At 71.5% G+C, this 21,173-nt stretch carries 23 protein-coding genes; 10 read left to right on the top strand and 13 right to left on the bottom strand.

Going from position 1 to position 21,173, the window contains the following annotated elements:
• Positions 1 to 13: 13 nt before the first annotated feature.
• Positions 14 to 880, bottom strand: coding sequence for an alpha/beta hydrolase (locus ASG94_RS03680; protein ID WP_056925040.1), 867 nt, complete (start codon positions 878 to 880; stop codon positions 14 to 16).
• A gap of 19 nt (positions 881 to 899) precedes the next feature.
• A complete protein-coding gene (locus tag ASG94_RS03685) occupies positions 900 to 1,565 on the bottom strand; it encodes an NADPH-dependent F420 reductase (protein ID WP_056925041.1) in 666 nt (221 codons plus the stop codon).
• A gap of 94 nt (positions 1,566 to 1,659) precedes the next feature.
• Between ASG94_RS03685 and ASG94_RS03690 the strand changes: the two genes are divergently transcribed.
• From ASG94_RS03690 to ASG94_RS03700, 3 genes are read left to right on the top strand one after another with little or no spacing between them, the layout of a single operon-like run.
• On the top strand, positions 1,660 to 2,247 hold the full coding sequence (locus ASG94_RS03690) for a TetR/AcrR family transcriptional regulator (protein ID WP_056925042.1): 588 nt from the start codon (positions 1,660 to 1,662) through the stop codon (positions 2,245 to 2,247).
• Between the two features lie 44 nt (positions 2,248 to 2,291).
• Positions 2,292 to 3,299 carry an aldo/keto reductase gene (locus ASG94_RS03695; RefSeq protein ID WP_056925043.1) on the top strand — a complete coding sequence of 336 codons (1,008 nt, stop codon included), beginning with the start codon at positions 2,292 to 2,294 and terminating at the stop codon, positions 3,297 to 3,299.
• Positions 3,300 to 3,309: 10 nt separating this feature from the next.
• Positions 3,310 to 3,900 (top strand): TetR family transcriptional regulator, encoded by a 591-nt coding sequence (locus ASG94_RS03700; RefSeq protein ID WP_056925044.1) that lies wholly within the window; start codon positions 3,310 to 3,312, stop codon positions 3,898 to 3,900.
• A 19-nt stretch (positions 3,901 to 3,919) separates the two neighbouring features.
• Here the strand turns inward: ASG94_RS03700 and ASG94_RS03705 are convergent, their stop codons facing one another.
• Both ASG94_RS03705 and metG read right to left on the bottom strand, forming a co-directional pair.
• Positions 3,920 to 4,393: a GNAT family N-acetyltransferase gene (locus tag ASG94_RS03705; RefSeq protein WP_082623905.1), complete on the bottom strand. Its 474-nt coding sequence runs from the start codon at positions 4,391 to 4,393 to the stop codon at positions 3,920 to 3,922.
• Entirely contained in the window at positions 4,383 to 6,185 is a 1,803-nt protein-coding gene (metG, locus tag ASG94_RS03710) for a methionine--tRNA ligase (protein WP_056925045.1), read from the bottom strand. The genes ASG94_RS03705 and metG overlap by 11 nt, the downstream gene beginning before the upstream one ends.
• Positions 6,186 to 6,244: 59 nt before the next feature.
• Between metG and ASG94_RS03715 the strand changes: the two genes are divergently transcribed.
• Entirely contained in the window at positions 6,245 to 6,919 is a 675-nt protein-coding gene (locus ASG94_RS03715; protein ID WP_056925046.1) for a GOLPH3/VPS74 family protein, read from the top strand.
• Here the strand turns inward: ASG94_RS03715 and ASG94_RS03720 are convergent, their stop codons facing one another.
• On the bottom strand, positions 6,920 to 7,519 hold the full coding sequence (locus tag ASG94_RS03720; protein WP_200958008.1) for a mycothiol-dependent nitroreductase Rv2466c family protein: 600 nt from the start codon (positions 7,517 to 7,519) through the stop codon (positions 6,920 to 6,922).
• 65 nt (positions 7,520 to 7,584) lie between these two features.
• Between ASG94_RS03720 and pepN the strand changes: the two genes are divergently transcribed.
• Entirely contained in the window at positions 7,585 to 10,128 is a 2,544-nt protein-coding gene (gene pepN / locus ASG94_RS03725; protein WP_056926266.1) for an aminopeptidase N, read from the top strand.
• A gap of 280 nt (positions 10,129 to 10,408) precedes the next feature.
• Here the strand turns inward: pepN and ASG94_RS03730 are convergent, their stop codons facing one another.
• Complete coding sequence (locus tag ASG94_RS03730) at positions 10,409 to 10,807, bottom strand: DUF5130 family protein (protein WP_056925048.1); 399 nt, start codon at positions 10,805 to 10,807, stop codon at positions 10,409 to 10,411.
• Entirely contained in the window at positions 10,794 to 11,165 is a 372-nt protein-coding gene (locus tag ASG94_RS03735; RefSeq protein WP_056925049.1) for a hypothetical protein, read from the bottom strand. Before ASG94_RS03735 ends, ASG94_RS03730 begins: the two co-directional genes overlap by 14 nt.
• Positions 11,166 to 11,277: 112 nt before the next feature.
• On the opposite strand from ASG94_RS03735, the gene ASG94_RS03740 reads away from it, so the two are divergent.
• Positions 11,278 to 12,303 (top strand): mechanosensitive ion channel family protein, encoded by a 1,026-nt coding sequence (locus ASG94_RS03740; RefSeq protein WP_082623906.1) that lies wholly within the window; start codon positions 11,278 to 11,280, stop codon positions 12,301 to 12,303.
• Positions 12,304 to 12,345: 42 nt separating this feature from the next.
• On the opposite strand, the gene ASG94_RS03745 is transcribed toward ASG94_RS03740, so the two are convergent.
• Positions 12,346 to 12,771, bottom strand: a complete 426-nt coding sequence (locus ASG94_RS03745; RefSeq protein WP_056925050.1) for an OsmC family protein — start codon at positions 12,769 to 12,771, stop codon at positions 12,346 to 12,348.
• A 104-nt stretch (positions 12,772 to 12,875) separates the two neighbouring features.
• Here ASG94_RS03745 and ASG94_RS03750 point away from each other — a divergent pair, with 104 nt between their 5' ends.
• A complete protein-coding gene (locus ASG94_RS03750) occupies positions 12,876 to 13,250 on the top strand; it encodes a globin (RefSeq protein ID WP_056925051.1) in 375 nt (124 codons plus the stop codon).
• A 30-nt stretch (positions 13,251 to 13,280) separates the two neighbouring features.
• On the opposite strand, the gene ASG94_RS03755 is transcribed toward ASG94_RS03750, so the two are convergent.
• Both ASG94_RS03755 and ASG94_RS03760 read right to left on the bottom strand, forming a co-directional pair.
• The gene (locus ASG94_RS03755; RefSeq protein WP_056925052.1) at positions 13,281 to 14,141 is read right to left on the bottom strand and encodes an acyl-CoA thioesterase; all 861 of its coding nucleotides are present in this window, start codon (positions 14,139 to 14,141) and stop codon (positions 13,281 to 13,283) included.
• Positions 14,142 to 14,234: 93 nt separating this feature from the next.
• A complete protein-coding gene (locus ASG94_RS03760) occupies positions 14,235 to 14,417 on the bottom strand; it encodes a hypothetical protein (protein ID WP_056925053.1) in 183 nt (60 codons plus the stop codon).
• Between the two features lie 108 nt (positions 14,418 to 14,525).
• On the opposite strand from ASG94_RS03760, the gene ASG94_RS03765 reads away from it, so the two are divergent.
• From ASG94_RS03765 to ASG94_RS03775, 3 genes are all read left to right on the top strand, one after another.
• Positions 14,526 to 15,116, top strand: coding sequence for a TetR/AcrR family transcriptional regulator (locus ASG94_RS03765; protein WP_056925054.1), 591 nt, complete (start codon positions 14,526 to 14,528; stop codon positions 15,114 to 15,116).
• A gap of 92 nt (positions 15,117 to 15,208) precedes the next feature.
• On the top strand, positions 15,209 to 16,426 hold the full coding sequence (locus ASG94_RS03770; RefSeq protein ID WP_056925055.1) for an acetyl-CoA C-acetyltransferase: 1,218 nt from the start codon (positions 15,209 to 15,211) through the stop codon (positions 16,424 to 16,426).
• 113 nt (positions 16,427 to 16,539) lie between these two features.
• Complete coding sequence (locus ASG94_RS03775) at positions 16,540 to 17,049, top strand: MarR family winged helix-turn-helix transcriptional regulator (RefSeq protein WP_056925056.1); 510 nt, start codon at positions 16,540 to 16,542, stop codon at positions 17,047 to 17,049.
• 74 nt (positions 17,050 to 17,123) lie between these two features.
• Here ASG94_RS03775 and ettA read toward each other — a convergent pair whose 3' ends face one another.
• From ettA to ASG94_RS03790, 3 genes are all read right to left on the bottom strand, one after another.
• Positions 17,124 to 18,806: an energy-dependent translational throttle protein EttA gene (ettA, locus tag ASG94_RS03780; protein ID WP_056925057.1), complete on the bottom strand. Its 1,683-nt coding sequence runs from the start codon at positions 18,804 to 18,806 to the stop codon at positions 17,124 to 17,126.
• Positions 18,807 to 18,908: 102 nt separating this feature from the next.
• Positions 18,909 to 19,370 carry a single-stranded DNA-binding protein gene (locus ASG94_RS03785; protein WP_056925058.1) on the bottom strand — a complete coding sequence of 154 codons (462 nt, stop codon included), beginning with the start codon at positions 19,368 to 19,370 and terminating at the stop codon, positions 18,909 to 18,911.
• Between the two features lie 147 nt (positions 19,371 to 19,517).
• Complete coding sequence (locus ASG94_RS03790; protein ID WP_056925059.1) at positions 19,518 to 21,173, bottom strand: GTPase; 1,656 nt, start codon at positions 21,171 to 21,173, stop codon at positions 19,518 to 19,520.

The raw sequence follows: 21,173 nt of genomic DNA on the forward strand, positions 1-21,173 counted from the left end.
CCCCGACGCGCCGTCAGGCCAGGTGCTGGTCCACGAAGGCTGAGACCTGCCTCACCAACGGCTCCGATGCCGTGAACTGCGCGTGCCGGTAGAAGCCGTGGGTCTGGCCGAGGCACCGGATCCCGACGGTCTCGACACCCTCCTCCGCGAGCCGGCGGGCGAGCACCTCCCCCTCGTCGCGCAGCGGGTCGTGCTCGGCGGTCGCCACCAGCGTGGGCGGGAGGCTCGCCAGCCGGTCCGAGCGGAGCGGCGCGACGTCGGGATGTTCCCAGGCCGACTCGTCGGCGTACTGCTCCCAGTACCAGCGCGCCTCGGCGGGGTCGAAGCCGCTCGCCGCGCCCTCGTCGTACGACGGGTGGCCGGCGCGCGGCTCGAGGAACGGGTAGACCAGGGCGACCGCGGCGAACAGGCCCGGGTGCCGCAGCGCCGCGACGAGGGCCAGGTTGGCGCCCGCGGAGTCGCCGTGCACGGCGACCCCGCCGGGCAGGCCCTGACGGCCCAGCCAGCCGAGCGCGGTGTCGACGTCGTCGGGTGCCGCGGGGAACCGGTCCTCGGGCGGGCGGCGGTAGTCGACGCTCAGCACCCGCCGACCGCTCCGGTTGGCCAGCCGACGGCTGAAGCCGTCGTGGACGTCGACGTCGTTGAAGACGAAGCCGCCGCCGTGCAGGTGCACCACGACGCCGTCGCGGGCGCCGGCCGGGACGTAGACCCGGCACGGCACGCCGTCCGCGTCCACGTCCTCGACCTCGGCCACCGGCTCGCGCGGCTCCTCCAGGCTGGCGCGCCGCACGGCCTCGCGGTGCGCGGCCAGGTCGAAGCCCGGCGCTCGGAAGTCGGGACCGGCGTCGGCCTGCACGGCCGCCCTCACCTCGGGGTACATGCCCCGCAGTCTGCCGGGCTCAGCGCACGATCTTGAAGTTGAACGTCGCCGTGCCCAGCGAGCCCATGAGTCGCAACCAGACCGGCAGCAGCATCTCGGTGCCACGGGCGGTGGAGATGTCGCCGAGGTCGATCACGTCCGAGTGGCCGAACTCGGTCAGCATCGCGGTGGCGATCGCCTTGGCCTCGGCGTCGTCGCCCGAGACGAACACGGTGCTGGCCTCGGGCAGCGCGCCGGGGTGCACCATGAGGTCGGCGGTGAGGGTGTTGAGCGTCTTGACGACCCTCGCCTGCGGGAACGCACGCTGGATCTGCTCCCCGAGCGAGTCCGTGTCCTTGACGAAGAGGGTGGGCGGGAAGCCGGCCGAGAAGTCGAGCGGGTTGCTGATGTCGACGAGCACCTTGCCGGCGAGGTTGTCGGCGCCGGCCGCGCCGAGCAGGTCGAGCGCCGCGAGACCGCTGCCGGCATGGACGACGACGTCCGCACCGGCGGCCGCGTCGGCGAACGTGGCCAGCGACACGTCCGCGTGGTCGGCGGCCCAGGCGGCGTACGGCGCGTCACCGTCCGTGCGTGCCGAGGTGGCCTCGGGGTCGCGGGTGCCGACGGTGACGTCGTGGCCGAGCTCGGCGAGCCGGGCGGCGACGGCCCGACCGACCATGCCGGTGCCGAGGACTGCGTACTTCATGGTTCCTCCAGGGGACGAGCGTGGGTAGACAGGTCTGTCTACGTGTCGAGACGCTAGCAGACAGATCTGTCTGCCCACAAGCTAGGATGGGCACATGGCGCCCTCGACCCCCGCTCCGTCGGCCCGCGACCGGATCCTCGCGACCGCGTTCGCGCTCTTCTACGCGCACGGCATCCGCGGGGTCGGCGTCGACCGGATCATCGCGGAGTCGGGCGTGGCCAAGGCGACGTTCTACAAGCACTTCCCCGCCAAGGACGACCTCGTGCTGGCCTACCTCGACCGGGTCGACGAGGCCTGGACCGGACAGCTGCACGCCGCGGCCGCCGCGGCCGGCCCCGACCCCGCCGCCCAGCTCGTGGGCGCGTTCGACGCCCTCGGCAACGCCTGCCGCCGGGACGGCTATCGCGGCTGCGCCTTCATCAACGCCGCCGCGGAGAACCCCGCCGGCAGCCGGATCCACGACCGGACGCTGGCCCACAAGGACGCGGTGCGCAGCTGGCTGACCGGGCTCGCCGACGAAGCCCGGGCCCCGGATCCCGCCGGCCTGGCGCGCACCCTCACCCTGCTGCTCGACGGCGGACTGGCCAGCGGCGCCCTCGACGCGCAGCCGGACGCCCCCGTCGCGGCCCGCGCCGCCGCCCAGGCGCTGGTGACGACCATGACAACCTCAGCCGCTCACTGACTGACAGATTTTGATTTCTGTCAGTCGTCAGTCATGCTGGGTCCATGACCGCTCCCGCATCCCTTCCCACTCGTCGTCTCGGTGCCACCGGACCCTCCGTCTCCCCGATCGGCCTGGGCCTGATGGGCATGTCCGACCTCTACGGCCCCACGGACGAGGCCGAGAGCATCGCGACCATCCGCGCCGCCCTCGACGCCGGCATCACCCTGCTCGACACCGGCGACTTCTACGGCATGGGTCACAACGAGCTGCTGCTCCGTGAGGCGCTGCGCGGCCGGGACAGGGCGGACGCCGTCATCAGCGTGAAGTTCGGGGTGCTCCGTGGACCCGACGGCAGCTGGAACGGCGTCGACACGCGCCCGGTCGCGATCAAGAACGCGCTGGCCTACTCGCTGCGACGCCTCGGCACCGACCACGTCGACGTCTACCGTCCCGCGCGCCTCGACCCCGCGGTGCCGATCGAGGAGACGGTGGGCGCGATCGCGGACCTCGTGACCGCCGGACACGTCCGCCACATCGGACTCTCCGAGGTGGGCGCCGACACCCTGCGCCGCGCCCACGCCGTGCACCCGATCAGCGACCTCCAGATCGAGTACTCCCTCGTCTCCCGCGGCATCGAGGACGAGATCCTGCCCGTGGCGCGCGAGCTCGGCATCGGCATCACCGCGTACGGCGTGCTCTCGCGTGGCCTCATCTCCGGTCATTGGAGCCCCGAGCGCAGCGCGACCGACTTCCGCGGCCACCTCCCCCGCTTCAACGGCGCCAACCTCGAGCGCAACCTCGCCCTGGTCGAGGCCCTGCGCGAGGTCGCCGCCGACAAGGGGGTCACCGTCGCCCAGGTCGCGATCGCCTGGGTGGCTGCCCAGGGCGACGACGTGGTGCCCCTCGTGGGCGCGCGACGACGGGACCGCCTGGACGAGGCCCTGGGCTCCCGTACGGTGGTGCTCGACGAGCGGGACCGCGCCGCCATCGAGGCCGCAGTACCGGCGGGCGCCGTCGCCGGTGAGCGCTACGACGCCGCGCAGATGGCGCACCTGGACAGCGAGAAGTGAGGAACGTGGCGTGGTCGGCACGACGGGTCCGCTGACGACCGAGACCATCCTCGACACCGCCGAGCAGGTGCTGCGGCGGCACGGCCCGGCGAAGGCGTCGGTCGTCGACGTCGCACGCGCACTCGACGTCAGCCACGGGACGGTGTACCGCCACTTCCCCAGCAAGGCCGCGCTGAGGGACGCCGTCACCGAACGCTGGCTGGAGCGGGTCTCGGCACCGCTCCGGGTGATCGTCGACGAGCCGGGACCGGCGGGACGCCGGTTGCACGACTGGCTGGTGGCCCTCTCGACCACCAAGCAGTCGATGGCCACCGACGACCCGGAGCTCTTCGCCACGTTCCACCAGCTGACGATCGCGTCGCGCGACGTCGTCGACACCCACGTCGCGCACCTGGCCGACCAGCTCAGCCAGATCGTCGCCTCCGGGATGGCCGGCGGGGAGTTCGCACCCGGCGACGCAGCGACGACCGGGCTGGCCGTCCTGCACGCGACGGCGCGGTTCCACCACCCGGCCTTCGCCGGGGAGTGGGGTCGTCCAGGACTCGACGCCGAGCTCGAGGCCGTCCACGACCTGCTCGTCGAGGGACTGCGACCGCGCTGACGGCAGGGCACCGCGCCGCTCAGCCCCGACGCAGGTCCTTCTCGAACCACCAGCCGGCGTCCGGGTTGCCGTTGTAGTCCTCGACCTCCCGGTATCCCGACGACCGGTAGAGCGTGACGGCCGGGGTCATGTCGCGACCGGTGTCGAGCCGGACCACCGCGGCCCCGAGGGCGGCCGCCTCGGACTCCAGTCGGGCGACGAGGCGCCGGGCCAGGCCGCCCCCGCGGGCAGACGGGTCGACGTACATCCGCTTGATCTCCGCCACGTCCGGCGACAGCAGGCGGACGCCACCGCACGCGACCGCTTCCTCGGCGCGCCAGCCCAGCAGCCAGGCGCCCAGGGGTGCGCGCAGCTGCTCGGGGGTGACCCCGCCGGACCAGCCGTGGTTGAGCGTCACTCCGAGCGAGACGAGCTCGGCCTCGTAGGCCACGAGCAGCCGCACCGACTCCGCCGAGTCGGCGGAGTCGGTGCGCAGCTCGACGTCAGCCGCCAAGGCGGGCGAGCTCCTCCTCGACCACGGACGGGTCCAGCTTGGTGAAGACCGGAGTGGGCTTGCCGACCGTCGCGCCCACCGTCACCGGCCGGGACTCCCAGCGCGGGGTCGAGGCGTAGTCGCCGGTGATCACGGGGTACGACGTGAGGCCCGCCCCGTTGTCGGGCTCGAGCTCGTCGACCTGCTCGATGCGGGGCATCGGCATGAACTCGCCCTCACCACCGAAGACGAGGTGCACCTTGTTGGCGGCGTGCGGCAGGAAGGGCGACAGCAGGGTGTTGCAGTCCGAGACGCACTGAGCGGCGACGTGCAGCACCGTCGCGAGGCGCTCGCGCTGCGACTCGTCCTTCATCTTGTAGGGCTCCGTGACGGTGAGGTACTTGTTGACCTCGCCGACCACCCGCATGGCCTCGGCGATACCGGCCCGCAGCCGATGGTGGCCCAGCAGCTCGCCGATGGTGTCGAAGCCGGTGCGCACGGCGGACAGGACCGCCTCGTCCACCGGCTCGAGGTCGCCGCGTGCGGGGATCTCGCCGAAGCTCTTGGCGATCATCGTGGCCGTGCGGTTGACCAGGTTGCCCCAGCCGGCGACCAGCTCGGAGTTGTTGCGGGTGACGAAGTCGGCCCACGTGAACGCCGCGTCCGAGGTCTCCGGGCCGGCCGCGCAGATGAAGTAGCGCAGCGGGTCGGGGCCGTAGCGGGCCAGGAAGTCGCCGACGTACAGCACGTGTCCGCGCGAGGTGGAGAACTGCTGGTCGCCCATCGTGAGGTACTCCGACGACACGACCTCGGTCGGCAGGTTGAGGACGCCGTACTCCCCCGGCTCCCCGCCGCGCGAGCCCTGGCCGTTGTAGGCGAGCAGCTCGGCGGGCCAGATCTGGGAGTGGAAGACGATGTTGTCCTTGCCCATGAAGTAGTAGGACAGGGCGTCGCCGTCGTTCCACCACTCGCGCCACTTGTCCGGCTCGCCGAGGCGGCGGGCCCACTCGATCGAGGCGGAGAGGTAGCCGATGACCGCGTCGAACCACACGTAGAGGCGCTTGGTGGGCTGGTCCTCCCAGCCCGGCACCGGGATGCCCCAGTCGATGTCGCGGGTCATCGCGCGGGGTCGGATCTCCTTGAGGATGTTCTGGGAGAACTTGATGACGTTGGGCCGCCACGTGCCGCTGGCCTCGCGCTCGTCGAGCCACTCCCCCAGCGCGTCGGCCAGCGCCGGCAGGTCGAGCAGGAAGTGCTGGGTGTCGACGAAGCTCGGCGTCTCGCCGTTGATCTTCGACCGCGGGTCGATCAGGTCGGTGGCGTCGAGCTGGTTGCCGCAGTTGTCGCACTGGTCGCCGCGCGCGTCGCCGTACCCGCAGATCGGGCAGGTGCCCTCGATGTAGCGGTCGGGCAGCGTGCGGCCGGTCGACGGGCTGATGGCGGCCTGGGTGGTCTGCTCGACCATGTAGCCGTTGGCCAGCACGGTGCGGAACATCTCCTGCACGACGCCGTAGTGGTTGCCGGTGGTGGTGCGGGTGAAGAGGTCGTACGACAGGCCGAGGTCGGCGAGGTCGTTGACGATGACCGCGTTGTTCTTGTCGGCGAGGTCCTTGGCGCTCACGCCCTCCTTGTCGGCGGTGACGAGGATCGGCGTGCCGTGCTCGTCGGTGCCGCTGACCATCAGGACCTCGTGGCCCGCCATCCGCATGTACCGGGAGAAGACGTCGGAGGGCACGCCGAAGCCGGCGACGTGGCCGATGTGGCGCGGGCCGTTGGCGTAGGGCCAGGCGACTGCGGAGAGGACGTGGGTCATGGTCGGAATCCTAGTGAGCCTGCGCCAGCGCGTTTCCCCCGGTCGCTAGCGTCGAGACCATGCGGACACTGATCGCGGAGGACCTGCTGCTGCTCCTGCTCGACGACGAGAAGGGGACGCTGTCCGCGTCCGACAAGATGCGCCCCCTGCTGGGCGGGGCGCTGCTGCTCGAGCTCGCCCTCGAGGGACGGGTGGAGGTGAGCGAGAGGACCAGCCGATGGAGCACGGCCAAGGTCGCCGCGGTCGGTACGCCGCTGGGCGAGCCGGTGCTCGACGAGGCGCTGACCCGGGTCGCGGAGAAGCCGCGCGCCGCGCAGGACCTCGTGACGCGACTGGGCAAGGGCACCCGGGAGCTCCTGCTCGACCGCCTGGCCGCCCGCGGCCTCGTGGAGCGGCGCGAGGGGCGGGTGCTCGGGCTCTTCCCGCACACCACGTGGCCCGCGCGCGACGCCCGTCACGAGGAGTCGGTGCGTGCGCTCCTCCAGGGCGCGCTGGTGCAGCGGCTCACCCCGGACGCCCGGACCTCCGCCCTCATCGCGCTGCTCTCGGCGATCGACCACGCGCACAAGGTCGTCGACCGTGGCGACGTCCCGGCCCGTGAGGTCAAGCGGCGGGCGAAGGAGATCTCCGAGGGCGCGTGGGCGGCCCAGGCCGTCAAGGACGCGGTGGCCGCGGCCCAGGCCGCGGTGACGGCGGCGGTCGTCGCCACCACCGTCACCGCGTCCGGCACCTGATCAGCTGAAGTCGAGCTCTCCGGTGCGGGTGCGCTTGAGCTCGTAGAAGTAGGGGAACCTCGCGACCGCGACCGCGCCGTCCCACAGGTCCAGGGCGTCCTGCCCGCGCGGGATCCGGCTCAGCACGGGGCCGAAGAACGCGGCCCCCTCGATGTGGATGGTCGGCGTGCCGACCTCGTCGCCGACGGCGTCCATGCCCTCGTGGTGCGAGCGGGCCACGGCCTCGTCGAGCGAGGTGTTGTCCATCGCGTCCACGAGGTCGGCGTCCATGCCGGCCTCGGCGAGCGCGGCCACCACCATCTCCCGGTCCAGGTCGGCCTTCTGCAGGTGGATCCGGTTGCCCATCGCGGTGTAGAGGTCGAGCAGGCGCTCGTTGCCGTGGCGCTCCTCGGCGGCGATGCAGACCCGCACGGGGCCCCAGGCCGGCTCGAGCATCCGGCGGTAGTCGTCGGGGATGTCCTTGTCCTTGTTGAGGTAGGCGAGAGACATCACGTGCCACGTGACGTCGATGTCGCGCTGCTGCTCCACCTCCAGGATCCACCTCGAGGTGATCCAGGCGAAGGGGCAGAGCGGGTCGAACCAGAAGTCAGCCTTGGTCATGTCGTCCATCAACCACACGACGGGTCGCGCGATTCCCGTTGACGGTGGGTGGTTGGATGACCGACATGCCTGGAACCAACCTCACCCGGGACGAGGCCGCCACCCGCGCCGCCCTCCTGGACGTCTCGTCGTACGCCGTGGACCTCGACCTCACGACGAGCGACTCGACCTTCGCCTCCACGACCACCCTCGAGTTCACGTGCCGCGAGCCCGGCAGCGCGACCTTCGCCGACCTCGTCGACGCCACCGTCCACGAGATCACCCTCAACGGTCGCTCCCTGGACCCCGCGACGGCGTACGCCGACAGCCGCATCGCCCTCGACGACCTGCAGGCCACCAACACGCTGGTCGTGCGGGCCGACTGCACCTACTCCAACACCGGCGAGGGACTGCACCGGTTCGTGGACCCCGCCGACGATCGCGTCTACCTCTACAGCCAGTTCGAGGTGCCGGACGCGCGTCGCGTGTTCACGACCTTCGAGCAGCCCGACCTCAAGTCCGTCTTCACCTTCACCGTCACCGCGCCCGAGTCGTGGAAGGTCGTCTCCAACGCCCCGACCCCCGAGCCGGTGGCGCAGGGCGACGGCAAGGCCGTGTGGAGCTTCCCCGCGACCGAGCGGATGTCGACGTACATCACCGCGATCGTCGCCGGCGAGTACCACGAGGTGCTCGACACCTACGAGGGCAAGTTCGGCACCATCCCGCTCGGCCACTACTGCCGCCAGTCGCTGGTGGAGTACCTGGACACCGACGTGCTCGTCGAGCTCACCAGGCAGAGCTTCGAGTTCTTCGAGGAGAAGTTCGACTTCCCCTACCCGTTCCACAAGTACGACCAGCTCTACGTGCCGGAGTACAACATGGGCGCGATGGAGAACGCCGGCTGCGTGACGCTGCGCGACGAGTACCTCCCCCGCTCGCGCCAGTCGCGCTCCTTCTTCGAGTTCCGCGCCTCGGTCATCACCCACGAGATGGCGCACATGTGGTTCGGCGACCTGGTCACCATGAAGTGGTGGGACGACCTGTGGCTCAACGAGTCGTTCGCCGAGTGGGCCTGCTACTGGTGCGAGGCCGAGGCCACGGAGTACACCGACGCGTGGACCGGTTTCGCCAACGCCCGCAAGCAGACCGGCTACCGCGCCGACCAGCTCCCCTCGACGCACCCGATCGCGGCCGACAACGTCGACCTGCACGCGGTCGAGGTCAACTTCGACATGATCACCTACGCCAAGGGCGCCTCGGTGCTCAAGCAGCTCGTCGCGTGGGTCGGCCTGGACGCCTTCGTCGCCGGCATCCGGCAGTACTTCAAGGACCACGCCTTCGGCAACACCGAGTTCTCCGACCTGCTCGCCGCGCTCGAGAAGTCCTCGGGCCGCGAGCTCACCTCGTGGGCCCAGGAGTGGCTGCAGACCGCGGGCGTCAACACCCTGGCCCCGGCCTTCGAGCTCGACGCCGACGGCCGCTACTCGTCGTTCTCCGTCACCCAGACCGCGCACCCCGACCAGCCGACGCTGCGTCGCCACCGCCTGGGCATCGGCCTGTACGACGACGTCGACGGTGCGCTCGTACGGCGTGAGTACCTCGAGGTCGACGTAGAGGGCGGGACCACCGACGTGCCTGCGCTGGTCGGCAAGGCCCAGCCCGCGCTGCTGCTGCTCAACGACGAGGACCACGCCTACGCCAAGATCCGTCTCGACGAGCGCTCCCTGGCCACCGTCATCGACGGGCTCTCCCGCGTCGAGGACTCCCTGGCCCGCGCGCTCGTGTGGGGTGCCGCCTGGGACATGACGCGCGACGCCGAGATGGCGACCACGGACTGGGTGCGCCTCGTCCTGGCCAACATCGGCTCCGAGACCGACGCCTGGGGCGTCACCAAGATCCCCTCGTCCACCGCCCTGGCGGTCAACCGCTACTCCGCCCCGGAGAACCGGGCCGGACTCCAGGCCGAGTGGGAGCAGGGCCTGCGCGGCCTGCTCCTCGACGCCGAGGCCGGCAGCGACCACCAGCTGACCTTCGCGCGGGCCTACGCGTCGGCCGCCCGCAGCGACGCGGCGTACGGCGACCTGCAGGGGCTGCTCGAAGGCTCCTTCACCGCGGAGGACCTCGCGATCGACCAGGACCTCCGCTGGGAGCTCATCACCGCGCTGGCCCGCGGCGGGCGCATCGGCGACGCCGAGATCGACGCCGAGCTGGGACGCGACAACACCATCTCCGGCAAGGAGAAGGCGGCCGCGGCGCGGGTCGCCCAGCCCACCGCCGAGGCCAAGGCCGCCGGCTGGTCGGCGATCCTGGACCCGGCCACCGCCAACGAGACCTCGCGGGAGATGGTCTTCTCCATCTTCCGCTCCGACCAGGACGAGGTCGTGGCGCCGTACGTCGAGGAGTTCCTCGACGCCGCCCCCACGGTCATCGACACGCTGGGCTTCCACAAGGCCTCGGTCGTGCTCGAGTACGGCTTCCCGCTGGCCGTCGGCTCGCCCTCGGTGGTCGCCCGCCTCGACGAGTGGCTCGCCGCGTCGCCCGACGCCCCCACGGGTGCGGTGCGCTACGTCGGTGAGGCGCGGGCCGACATCGCCCGCGCCCTGGCCGCCCAGGAGCGGGACGCCCGCTGACCTGCGGACGCACGACGGCCCCGCTCCCCCCTCGTGGGGGGCGGGGCCGTTCGCGTCGAGAGGGCACTTCCTGACACCTCCAGGCCGCCGAGAGGGCACTTCCTGACACCACCAGACCGCCGAGGTGGACGGAAGTGCCCGGTCGACCTGTCCGAGGTGCACGAAAGGGGGGAGGTCGCCCTGTCCGAGGTGCACGGAAGGGGGCCCGGTCGACCTGTCCGAGGTGCACGGAAGGGGGGAGGTCGCGCCGTCTGTGCGGCACGTAAGGGGGGAGGTCGGTCTAGCTGCCGGCGTGCAGCGTGTGCTGCGGGCGGGCGTGCTCGGCCAGCATGGCGATGCCTCGCGTGAGGCCCCCCACGAAGTCCCCCTCGGCGAAGGCCGACTCCAGCTGCAGGACGGCCAGCTCGACCTCGCGGTCGGTGAGGTGGCGGCGGACCTCCGTGCCCGTGACGACCTCGATGACGCGGGCGGTCGGGTCGACCAGCAGCAGGATGCTGCGGGCGGGCGCGACCAGGCTGGCGTGCAGGCGCTGGGCGTAGACGCGCGAGTCGCCCTCGACGGCGCCGACGAAGACCGAGAACTCGAAGCGGCACAGCGCCTCGGCGGCACGGATCGACCGGTCGATCTCGGCGCTCTCCCGCGAGCTCAGCTCGCGGGTGCGGGAGTCACCAGCGGCCACGGGCTCCTCCGGTCTCGTCGGAGGAGGTGCCGGGCTCGAGCTCCTTGGCCCCCTGGCGGGGACCACCGAACCACTGGTCCTCGGCCGCGCCGGGGGTGAGCTTCTCGCCGCGGACGATCGCCGGGAGGTAGGTCAGCACGGCGATGACCACGAAGAGGAGGAGCGGGACGCCGGCGAGGAGCAGCAGCGCGTGCAGCGTGTCGACGTCCTCGGGGTTGCTCCAGCCCTCAGGAACATCCGCGCTCGCCGGGGCGGCGAGAGCCACGAGGGCCAGGCCCGTGGAGACGGCCGCAGCGCGGGCCAGGCGACGCGGACGCCGACGGACGGAGGTGCGGGACGAGGACTCGGACGTGATCACGGGAGACACGATATCGGCTCCCGCTCCGGCGCTCGCCGCCGTCCTCCCGTCGGATCGGTCACACGCCGTCGCGGGGACTTGGGTTGACCGCTCAGATCGCCATACTGGCTCGATGCTCTCGCTCAACGGTCCCTGCCCCGACGACGCCTCCATCTGCAACTTCGTCTACTCCGAGACCGACAGCACGGTCGCCGCGAACATCGCCGACTGGGTGGTCGGCAAGCCCCTCGCCCTGCTCGGCCTCGCCCTGCTCGGCCTTTTCATCCGATGGGTCCTGCACCGGGTGATCGACCGGCTGGTCAAGAGCGCCGAGACCGGGATGCTCCCCAACCGCGTGAGCCGTGCGGTGACCGGCGGCAAGGTGGGCACCGCGCTCAACCTCCACGAGGCCGCCGGCGCCACGCGGCGCGTCCAACGGGCCCAGACGATGGGCACCCTGCTCAAGAGCATCGTCACCGGCATCGTCCTGGCGGTCGTCGTCACCATGATGCTCAGCGAGATCGGCGTCAACGTGGCGCCGATCATCGCCAGCGCGGGCATCGTCGGGCTCGCGCTCGGCTTCGGCGCCCAGAGCCTCGTCTCGGACTTCCTGTCCGGAATCTTCATGATCTTCGAGGACCAGTACGGCGTCGGCGACGTCGTCGACCTCGGCGAGGCCTCCGGCACCGTGGAGGCGGTGAGCCTGCGCGTCACGCGACTGCGCGACGTCAACGGCACCGTCTGGTACGTCCGCAACGGCGAGATCCTCCGGGTGGGCAACATGAGCCAGAACTGGGCGCGCACGGTGCTGGACGTGACCGTCGGGTACGCCGAGGACCTGGTGCAGGTGCGTCGTGTCCTGCAGGAGGTCGCGCACGACCTGTGGGACGACGAGGACTTCCGCGGGCTCGTCATCGAGGAGCCCGAGGTGTGGGGCGTGGAGTCGCTCGGCGTGGACGGGATCGTCGTCCGGGTGACCCTCAAGACGGCGCCGATGGAGCAGTGGGCCGTGGCGCGGGCGATGCGGGAGCGCATCAAGGCCCGCTTCGAGAACGAGGGGATCAACCTCGCGGTGGCGCAGCGGGTGATGTGGCAGGAGAGCGCCCCGTCCGCCGCCGCGCACGCGGGGAGCGACGCGGGTCCGGAACCCCGGGGCTAGGCGTACCCAGCCCGGACGGGTCCCGGACCCCGGTCGTCCGCGTCAGGCGAGAGCGGCGTCCAGCGTGATCGGGACCGCGGAGAGCGCCTGCGAGACCGGGCAGCCGGCCTTGGCCTCCTCGGCGAGGCGGACGAAGGTGTCGTTGTCGACGCCCTCGACCACGCCGCGCACCGTGATCTTGATGCCGGTGATGCCGGTGCCCGGGGTGAAGTCCACGGCCGCCTGGGTGTCCAGCGAGGTCGCGGGGGTGTCGTTCTTGGCCAGGCCGTTGGAGAAGGCCATCGAGAAGCACGACGAGTGGGCCGCGGCGATGAGCTCCTCGGGGCTGGTCTTGCCGTTCGCCTCCTCGGCGCGGGAGGGCCAGGACACGTCGTACGTGCCGATCCCGGAGGACTCGAGGGTGACCTTGCCGGCGCCCTCGAAGAGGGTGCCCTCCCAGTGAGTGGTCGCAGTGCGGGTCGTGGGCATGCTGAGCTCCTGTTGCGTCGGGGACACGGTTCGTCCGGAGTCTTCCACGCGGGACCACGTGTCCCGATGCGGCCGTCTCACCCGTCGCTCGGCACAATGGGCCGGTGAGCACCTTCTACGACGAGATCGGCGGCGAGGAGACGATCCGCCAGATCGTCCACACCTTCTACGAGGGAGTGGCCGAGGACGAGGTGCTGCGACCGCTCTACCCGGAGGAGGACCTCGGTCCGGCCGAGGATCGGTTCGCCATGTTCCTCGTGCAGTACTGGGGCGGGCCCACGACCTACTCCGAGACCCGAGGGCACCCGCGGCTGCGGATGCGGCACGCTCCCTTCGCGGTCACCCCGCACGCCGCGGAGCGGTGGCTGGTGCACTTCCGCGCCGGGCTCGACAAGGCGTCGCTGACCGCGGAGCAGGACGCCCGGTTCTGGGACTACGTCACCCACGCGGCGCAGTTCATGGTCAACACCCTGGAGTGAGACCCACCCCGGGGCCGTCGCCGTCGCGCCTCAGGCGTCGCGTGCCGCGACCATGGCGGCGCGGTGCTCGGGACCGGGATCGACCGAGCGTCCGGCGACCGGGTCGAAGCAGACCAGCACGACCCGCGCCCGCGAGAGCACCTGGTCGCCGTCGCGGATCTCCGACTCGATGGTGAAGGACCGCGTCCCGACGTGGGTGATGCGCGACCACACGTCGTACGGCTCGGGGCGGAAGAGGATCGGGACCTTGTAGTCGACGTCGGTCTGGGCGACCACGACCCGGGTGTCGCCGGCGCCGGGCAGGTGCTCGACGAGGTCGCGCATGAGCGGGATGCGCGACTCCTGGAGGTACTCGAAGTACTTCACGTTGTTGACGTGGCGGTAGACGTCGACGTCGGAGAAGCGCACGTGGAGCGGGAAGTGGCCCGGCTCCCAGGGCGCGACGGGCTCGATCCGAGGGCTCTTCGGCCCGCCCTCCTCGAGGAAGGGCGCCAGCACGTCCTTCTCCTCCGGGGTCAGGCGGCGCGGTCGCTCGGTGGCGAAGACGTACGGCGTGAGGACGGTGCTGGCGCGCACGTACGTCGTGCGCACGCCGTCGTCGTCCTCGTCGAAGATCTCGTAGGCCATGGTGAAGCTGGCGGCGCGGACCTCGGTGACCCAGCACTCGATGCTCACCGGGTGGAACCGGAAGGTCAGCGGCGCGAGGTAGCTGACCTCGTGGCGCACCACGACCACGCCCTCGGCGAGCTCGTCGGCCCGCTGGTCGGGGGCATGCGTGCGCAGCATGTCGACACGCGCCTCCTGGAGGTAGTCGACGTACACCACGTTGTTGACGTGGCCCAGGAGGTCGAGGTCGGCCCAGCGCAGGGGGCACTCGTAGCGATGTCGCACGACTCGATGGTCGCAGAGTCGCGCGCCGGGTGGCGCAGGGTGCCGCCCGCTGGATCAGCGGGGCCGTTCAGCAGAACCGATGAGCGGGGCCGATCAGTGCGCGAAGTGCAGCTGGCCGTAGTAGGTGCCGATCGACTCGGAGCGGGCGATGCGCTCGCGGTGGTTGACGACGAGGAAGTCGGTGGCGACGGCGACGGTGGCGACGAGGGCCACGGCGGCCACGACGAAGAACGCGGTGACGAACGGCGCGATGTCGGGGAGCAGCTGGAAGGTCATGGTAAGTCCTTTCTACATTTGTAGAATCTCTACGTTTGTAGAGGTTACGCCGAGCCTGCGGCCACCACAACTGCGGCGGTAGTGTCGTCGCTCACCCCAGGAGGACCCGTGCCCGCACCCCCGTCACCGCGTCGCCTCGAGATCCTCGACGCCGCCGTCGTCGTGCTGGCCGGGCACGGGCTCAAGGGACTGACCCACCGGGGCATCGATCGCGAGGCCGGGCTCCCCGAGGGCAGCTCGTCGGCCTACTTCCGCAGCCGGGCGGCGCTCCAGCAGGCCGTCGCCGAGCACGTCTCCGACCGGTTGGTGCAGGACGTGGCCGACCTGTCCGACACCCTGGCCGCCGGCGACCACAGCGTCGCGCGGGCGGTCCGCGAGACCGGGGCGCTCTTCCGCCGCTGGCTCTCGCACCCCGAGCTGGTGCTCGCCCGCCTCGAGCTCACCCTCGCCGCCACGCGCGACGAGGAGCTGGCGGTCGCCATGGCGTCGTGGCGCGCCCAGCTCGTCGAGGTCGTACGACGCACGCTCGAGGCGGGCGGCCACCCGGACGACGCCACCCGTGCCGCGACCGTCGTGGCCGCGCTCGACGGGGTGCTGCTCGCGGCCCTCCAGCGCCCGGCACGCCAACGTCCGGCGTTCCTCCGCTCGAGCCTCGAGCTGCTCCTCGGGTCCCTCGTGGACCCACCCCGGCCCGCATGACCCAGACCACACGAGAACGTGTTCCACCTCTGAGCGCGCCCGTCTAGGGTGAGCCACGCGACACCCCACCGTCCCCGACATCCGGAGTCCCCATGCCCGAGGCAGTGATCGTTTCCGCAGCGCGTTCCCCCATCGGCCGCGCCAACAAGGGGTCCTTGGTGGACTTCCGGCCCGACGACCTCAGCGCCCTGATCGTCAAGGCCGCGCTGGACAAGGTCCCGGGCCTGGACCCGAACACCGTAGACGACCTCTACCTCGGCTGCGGCCTGCCCGGCGGCGAGAGCGGCAACAACATGGGTCGGGTCGTCAACGTGCTCAACGGCATGGACGACGTCCCCGGTGCGACCATCACCCGCTACTGCGCCTCCTCCGTGCAGACCACCCGGATGGCCTTCCACGCCATCAAGGCCGGCGAGGGCGACATCTTCGTCTCCGCCGGCGTGGAGACCGTGTCCCGCTTCGCCAAGGGCACCTCCGACCACATCCCCCACACCGTCAACCCGCGCTTCGACGAGGCCCAGTCCCGCACGGCGAAGACCGCCGAGGGCGGTGTCGACTGGCACGACCCGCGCGAGGACGGCCTGCTCCCCGACGCCTACATCGCGATGGGCCAGACGGCCGAGAACGTCGCCCGCCTGCGCGGCCTGTCGCGCCAGGAGCTCGACGAGTTCGGCGTGCGCTCGCAGAACCTCGCCGAGAAGGCGATCAACGACGGCTTCTGGGCCCGCGAGATCACCCCCGTCACCACCCCCGACGGCACCGTCGTGTCCACCGACGACGGCCCGCGCGCCGGCGTCACCTACGACGCGATCAAGGACCTCAAGCCGGTCTTCCGCCCCGACGGCGTCGTGACCGCAGGCAACTGCTGCGCCCTCAACGACGGTGCCGCCGCGGTCGTCATCATGTCCGACACCAAGGCCGCCGAGCTCGGGCTGACCCCGCTCGCGCGGATCGTGTCGACCGGCGTCTCCGGCCTCTCCCCCGAGATCATGGGCCTCGGGCCGGTGGAGGCCACGAAGCGGGCGCTGGCCCACGCCAACATGAGCATCGGCGACATCGACCTCGTGGAGATCAACGAGGCCTTCGCGGCCCAGGTCGTCCCGTCGTACCAGGACCTCGGCATCGACATCGACCGGCTCAACGTCAACGGTGGCGCGATCGCGGTCGGCCACCCGTTCGGCATGACCGGCGCGCGCCTGCAGAACACCATGCTCAACTCGCTCGACTGGCACGACAAGACCACCGGCCTCATCACCATGTGCGTCGGCGGCGGCCAGGGCATGGCCCTCATCCTCGAGCGCCTCGGCTGAGCCCGGCGTGGGGCGGTTCGGCTGCAAGGCCGGACCGCCATGGTTAGGGTCGAGGCCCGACGGGCACGCTCCCGTCGCCTGACGCCGTGCCTCCGTACGAGAGAGAAGTCCGCATGCCCTCCGCAACGCCCGAGCCACAGTGGCTCGACGAGGACCAGCAGCGCTCCTGGCGCGCTCTCGTGGTCGGCTCGACCCTCCTCATGGACCGGCTCGACGACGACCTGCGGCGGGAGTTCAACATCTCGCTCACCGAGTACGAGATCCTCGTCCGGCTCTCCGAGCGTCCCGGGCGATCCCTGCGGATGGCCCAGCTGGCCGACGCGCTGGCCCACTCGCGCAGCCGGGTGACCCACACCGTCGACCGGATGGAGCGCGCCGGCTACGTCGTGCGCGGCACCACCCCCGAGGACGGCCGCGGCATCGTCGCGACGATGACCGACAAGGGCTACGCGCTGCTCGTCGAGGCTGCCCCGCGCCATGTCGAGGGCGTCCGCGCCTACCTCGTCGACCGGGTCGACGGCAGCGACTTCGCTGCGCTGGGCCGGGCGATGGACGCGGTGACCGACCAGCTCATCAGCGCGCACCCGGAGATGGACCTGCGCGACGGGGCCACCGGCTCCTGAGCGACGACGACGGCCCGGCACGCATCGCGCGTGCCGGGCCGTCGTACGTGGTCGTGCGGTGCGTCAGACGCGCGTCAGTCGCGCGTCAGGCGGCGGTGCGTCACGCGGTGCGGGCGGGCCGCCTCGACGCCGAGGCGCTCGATCTTGTTCTCCTCGTACGACGCGAAGTTGCCCTCGAACCAGAACCAGCGGGCCGGGTCCTCCTCGTCGCCCTCCCAGGCGAGGATGTGGGTCGCGACGCGGTCGAGGAACCACCGGTCGTGGGAGGTGACCACGGCGCAGCCGGGGAACTCCAGGAGCGCGTCCTCCAGCGAGGACAGGGTCTCGACGTCCAGGTCGTTGGTGGGCTCGTCGAGGAGCAGCATGTTGCCGCCCATCTTGAGCGTCAGCGCGAGGTTGAGGCGGTTGCGCTCACCACCGGACAGCACGCCGGCCTTCTTCTGCTGGTCGGGGCCCTTGAAGCCGAAGGAGGCGACGTAGGCCCGCGAGTTCATCTCGAAGTTGGCGACCTTGATGAAGTCGAGGCCGTCCGAGACGACCTCCCAGACGTTCTTGTTGGGGTCGATGCCGCCACGGCTCTGGTCGACGTAGGAGATCTTGACCGTCTGGCCGACCTTGAGCTCGCCGGAGTCGGGCTGCTCCTCGCCGGTGATCATCCGGAACAGGGTGGTCTTGCCGACGCCGTTGGGTCCGATCACGCCGACGATGCCGGCACGGGGCAGCGAGAACTCCAGGTCGTGCATGAGGGTGCGCCCCTCGAAGCCCTTGGCCAGGTCGTGGGCCTCGAGCACGACGTCGCCGAGGCGCGGACCGGCCGGGATGTTGATCTCGGAGGTGTCGATCTTGCGCATCCGGTCGGCCTCGGCCGCCATCTCCTCGTAGCGCGCCAGGCGAGACTTGCTCTTGGTCTGACGGGCCTTGGCGTTGGACCGGACCCACTCGAGCTCGCGCTCGAGGACCTTGGCCCGCTTGGCGTCCTTCTGGCCCTCGATCTTGAGGCGGCTCTTCTTGGTCTCGAGGTACGTCGTGTAGTTGCCCTCGTAGGGGTGCGCCTGGCCACGGTCGAGCTCCAGGATCCACGAGGCGACGTTGTCGAGGAAGTAGCGGTCGTGGGTCACGGCCAGGACGGCGCCCGGATAGGAGGCGAGGTGGCCCTCGAGCCACTGGACCGACTCGGCGTCGAGGTGGTTGGTGGGCTCGTCGAGGAGCAGCAGGCTGGGCTGCTGGAGCAGCAGCTTGCACAGCGCCACGCGGCGACGCTCACCACCGGACAGGTTGTCGACCAGCACGTCCGGCGGCGGGCAGCGCAGCGCGTCCATGGCCTGGTCGAGGCGGCTGTCGAGGTCCCACGCGCTCGCGTGGTCCAGGTCGGTCTGCAGGTCGCCCATCTCGGCGAGGAGGGTGTCGAAGTCGGCGTCCGGGTCGGCCATCAGCTCGGAGATCTCGTTGTAGCGGTCGAGCTTGCCCTTGATCTCGCCGACCGCCTCCTCGACGTTCTCCAGGACGGTCTTGCCCTCGGTGAGCGGCGGCTCCTGCTGGAGCATGCCGACCGTGGCCTCGGGGTCGAGGATCGCGTCGCCGTTGTTGGCGTGGTCGAGCCCCGCCATGATCTTGAGGAGGGAGGACTTGCCCGTGCCGTTGGGTCCGACGACGCCGATCTTGGCGCCGTGGAGGAAGGAGAGGGTGACGTTGTCGAGGACGACCTTGTCACCGTGGGCCTTGCGCACGTTGCGCAGTGTGAAGACGTACTCAGCCATGCGCCTGAGCCTACGGGTCGTGGCACCCCGCAGGACAACCGGCGGACGGCCGGGGTCGCCCCGGCGGGGGTCCGCGCCGCCCGGACGGGCCCCGGCCGCGGGTCAGGCGGCCTCCGCGGTCTCCTCGTCCGGGGCGACCTCGGCGCTCTCCCCCGCCGTCGGGGCCACGGCCGGGTCCCAGGGGTCGCTGCCCGACGGCTGGGACTCGCTGCGTCCCGGCTTGGTGTAGAGCGACGTGCCGCGGGCCAGGTCGTGGCCCGCCGAGGTCGCGGTGACCACGAGCTGGGTGCTCGAGGTGCCGTCCTCGCGGACCCAGACGTCGGCCTCGAGCCGGCCGGTGATGATCACCGGGTCACCGACGCGCAGCGACTCCTTGACGTGGCCGGCCAGTCGCCGCCACGCCTTGACCTTGAACCAGGTCGTCGTGCCGTCGACCCACTCGTCGCCCTTGCGGCGTCGCGACGTGCTGGCCACGCGGAAGGTGGCCAGCGCCTGCCCGCCCGCGTCGTGGACCTCCACCTCGCTGCCGACCCAGCCGTTCAGGGTCACGATCGTCTCGTTCATCTCATGCCTCCTCGGGTGGGGCGGCACGTCCGCCCTCGAGGCCCAAGGCTGCGCAGCAGCACCGACACCGCGTCGTACGACGCACGCACCCTGTGGAGGGGACGCGTCCCCGGTGGGCCTGTGGAGACCGCACGGCCCGTCGGTGCGCTACTTCAGGGCTGTCGCCAGGCCCTCGGAGGCGGCGGTGTAGGACGCGAGCTCGGCCCGGATGGGCTCCACCACGATCTCCTGCGAGACCCCGGAGATGGCGTCCCGCAGGCGCTTGTCGGCCGCGCGAGCGCGCCGCTTGGCGGTCAGGGAGACCAGCACCCGGCAGACGAGCGCGAGCAGCACCCCGACGGCGATCCCCCCGAGCAGCATGATCGTGGGGATCGGGATCCCCGCCCACTCGGGCGTGGACGCTCCGTCGAGCCCGAGGTAGGCGGCACCGAAGAGCGCGCCCAGCCACACGAAGCCGGCGACCGCGACCAGGATCAGCGCCCACTGCAGCACCCGGACCAGCCCGGCCCAGGCGGGGATCTTGTCCGCCCCGAGGTCGGTCGACGCGACGGCCCGGTCGAGCCGGTCGCCGAGGTCGGGCAGCCGGGACACCGACGCCTTGCGGATCGCGCTGCTCCACGCCGGGGCCATGCCCTCCGACACCTGGTCGGCGAGGGCGCGGACCTCGGTGTCGACGCGGGCCCGCTGCACCCCGGCGGCCTGCGGGACCGACGTCCGTGCCGAGCCGGTGAGCTCCTTGCCGGCCGAGCCGAGGTCGAGGTGGAGGCGCTTGAGCGGGTCCGGCTTGAGCTTGGAGAACCACGCGACGACCGGCCAGCCGGTGGCGCGGTTGGCCCGCATGCGGGTGGAGGTCTCCACGGCCCGCACGACGGTCGGCACCCCCGCGGCGTCGGCGAAGGCGTCGTCGAGGGCGGCCACTCGCTCGGTGGAGAGCGACCGGCTCCTCGCCGTGCCCGACGCCTCCTGCACGCGCTCGGCGGCGCTGCGCAGGTCGGCGGTGAGCCGGGCACGGGTGGCCTTCTTCTCGGCCACCTTCGCGGCGATGGCTGCCCGGAGGTCGGGGATCCCGATGCCGTGGCGGGCGCTCACGCCGACCACCGGGACGCCTGCGAGACCGTCGGCCTCGAGCAGGCGGCGTACGTCCGCGAGCATGCCCTCGCGGCGGTCCTCGGGGACGGTGTCGATGTGGTTGAGCACCACCATCATCACGTCGCGGTGCGCGTTGAGCGGGGCGAGGTAGCGGTCGTGGATGGCCGCGTCGGCGTACTTCTGGGGGTCCAGGACCCACACCAGCATGTCGGCCAGCTTGACCAGCCGGTCGACCTCGAGGTGGTGGGAGACCTCGGTGGAGTCGTGGTCGGGCAGGTCGAGCAGGACCACGCCCTGGAGCTCCGGGTCCTCGCGGCCGGCGGAGAGCATCGAGTCGCGCGTGACCTGGTGGCGGGCGGGGATGCCGAGCCACTCGAGCAGCTCCTCGGCTCCGTCGCGACCCCACACGCAGGCCGTGGCCCACGACGTGGTCGGTCGTCGCACGCCGACCGCGGAGAGCTCGAGCTCGGTCAACGCGTTGAACGTCGACGACTTGCCCGACCCGGTAGCCCCGGCCAGGGCGACCACGGTGTGCTCGGCGGACAGCTTCAGGCGGCTGCTGGCCCGGTCGACCACCGCCTGGGCGTCGTCGAGGATCGCGTCGTCGACGCGTCCACGCGCAGCCTGCACGGCCTGCTCGAGACCTTGCACGCGTGCACCGATGTCAGAACTCCGGGACACCAGCTTCTTGGCTCCCTCGAGCAAGGACGACAT

This window comes from Nocardioides sp. Soil805, assembly GCF_001429625.1.
Taxonomy (GTDB): domain Bacteria; phylum Actinomycetota; class Actinomycetes; order Propionibacteriales; family Nocardioidaceae; genus Nocardioides.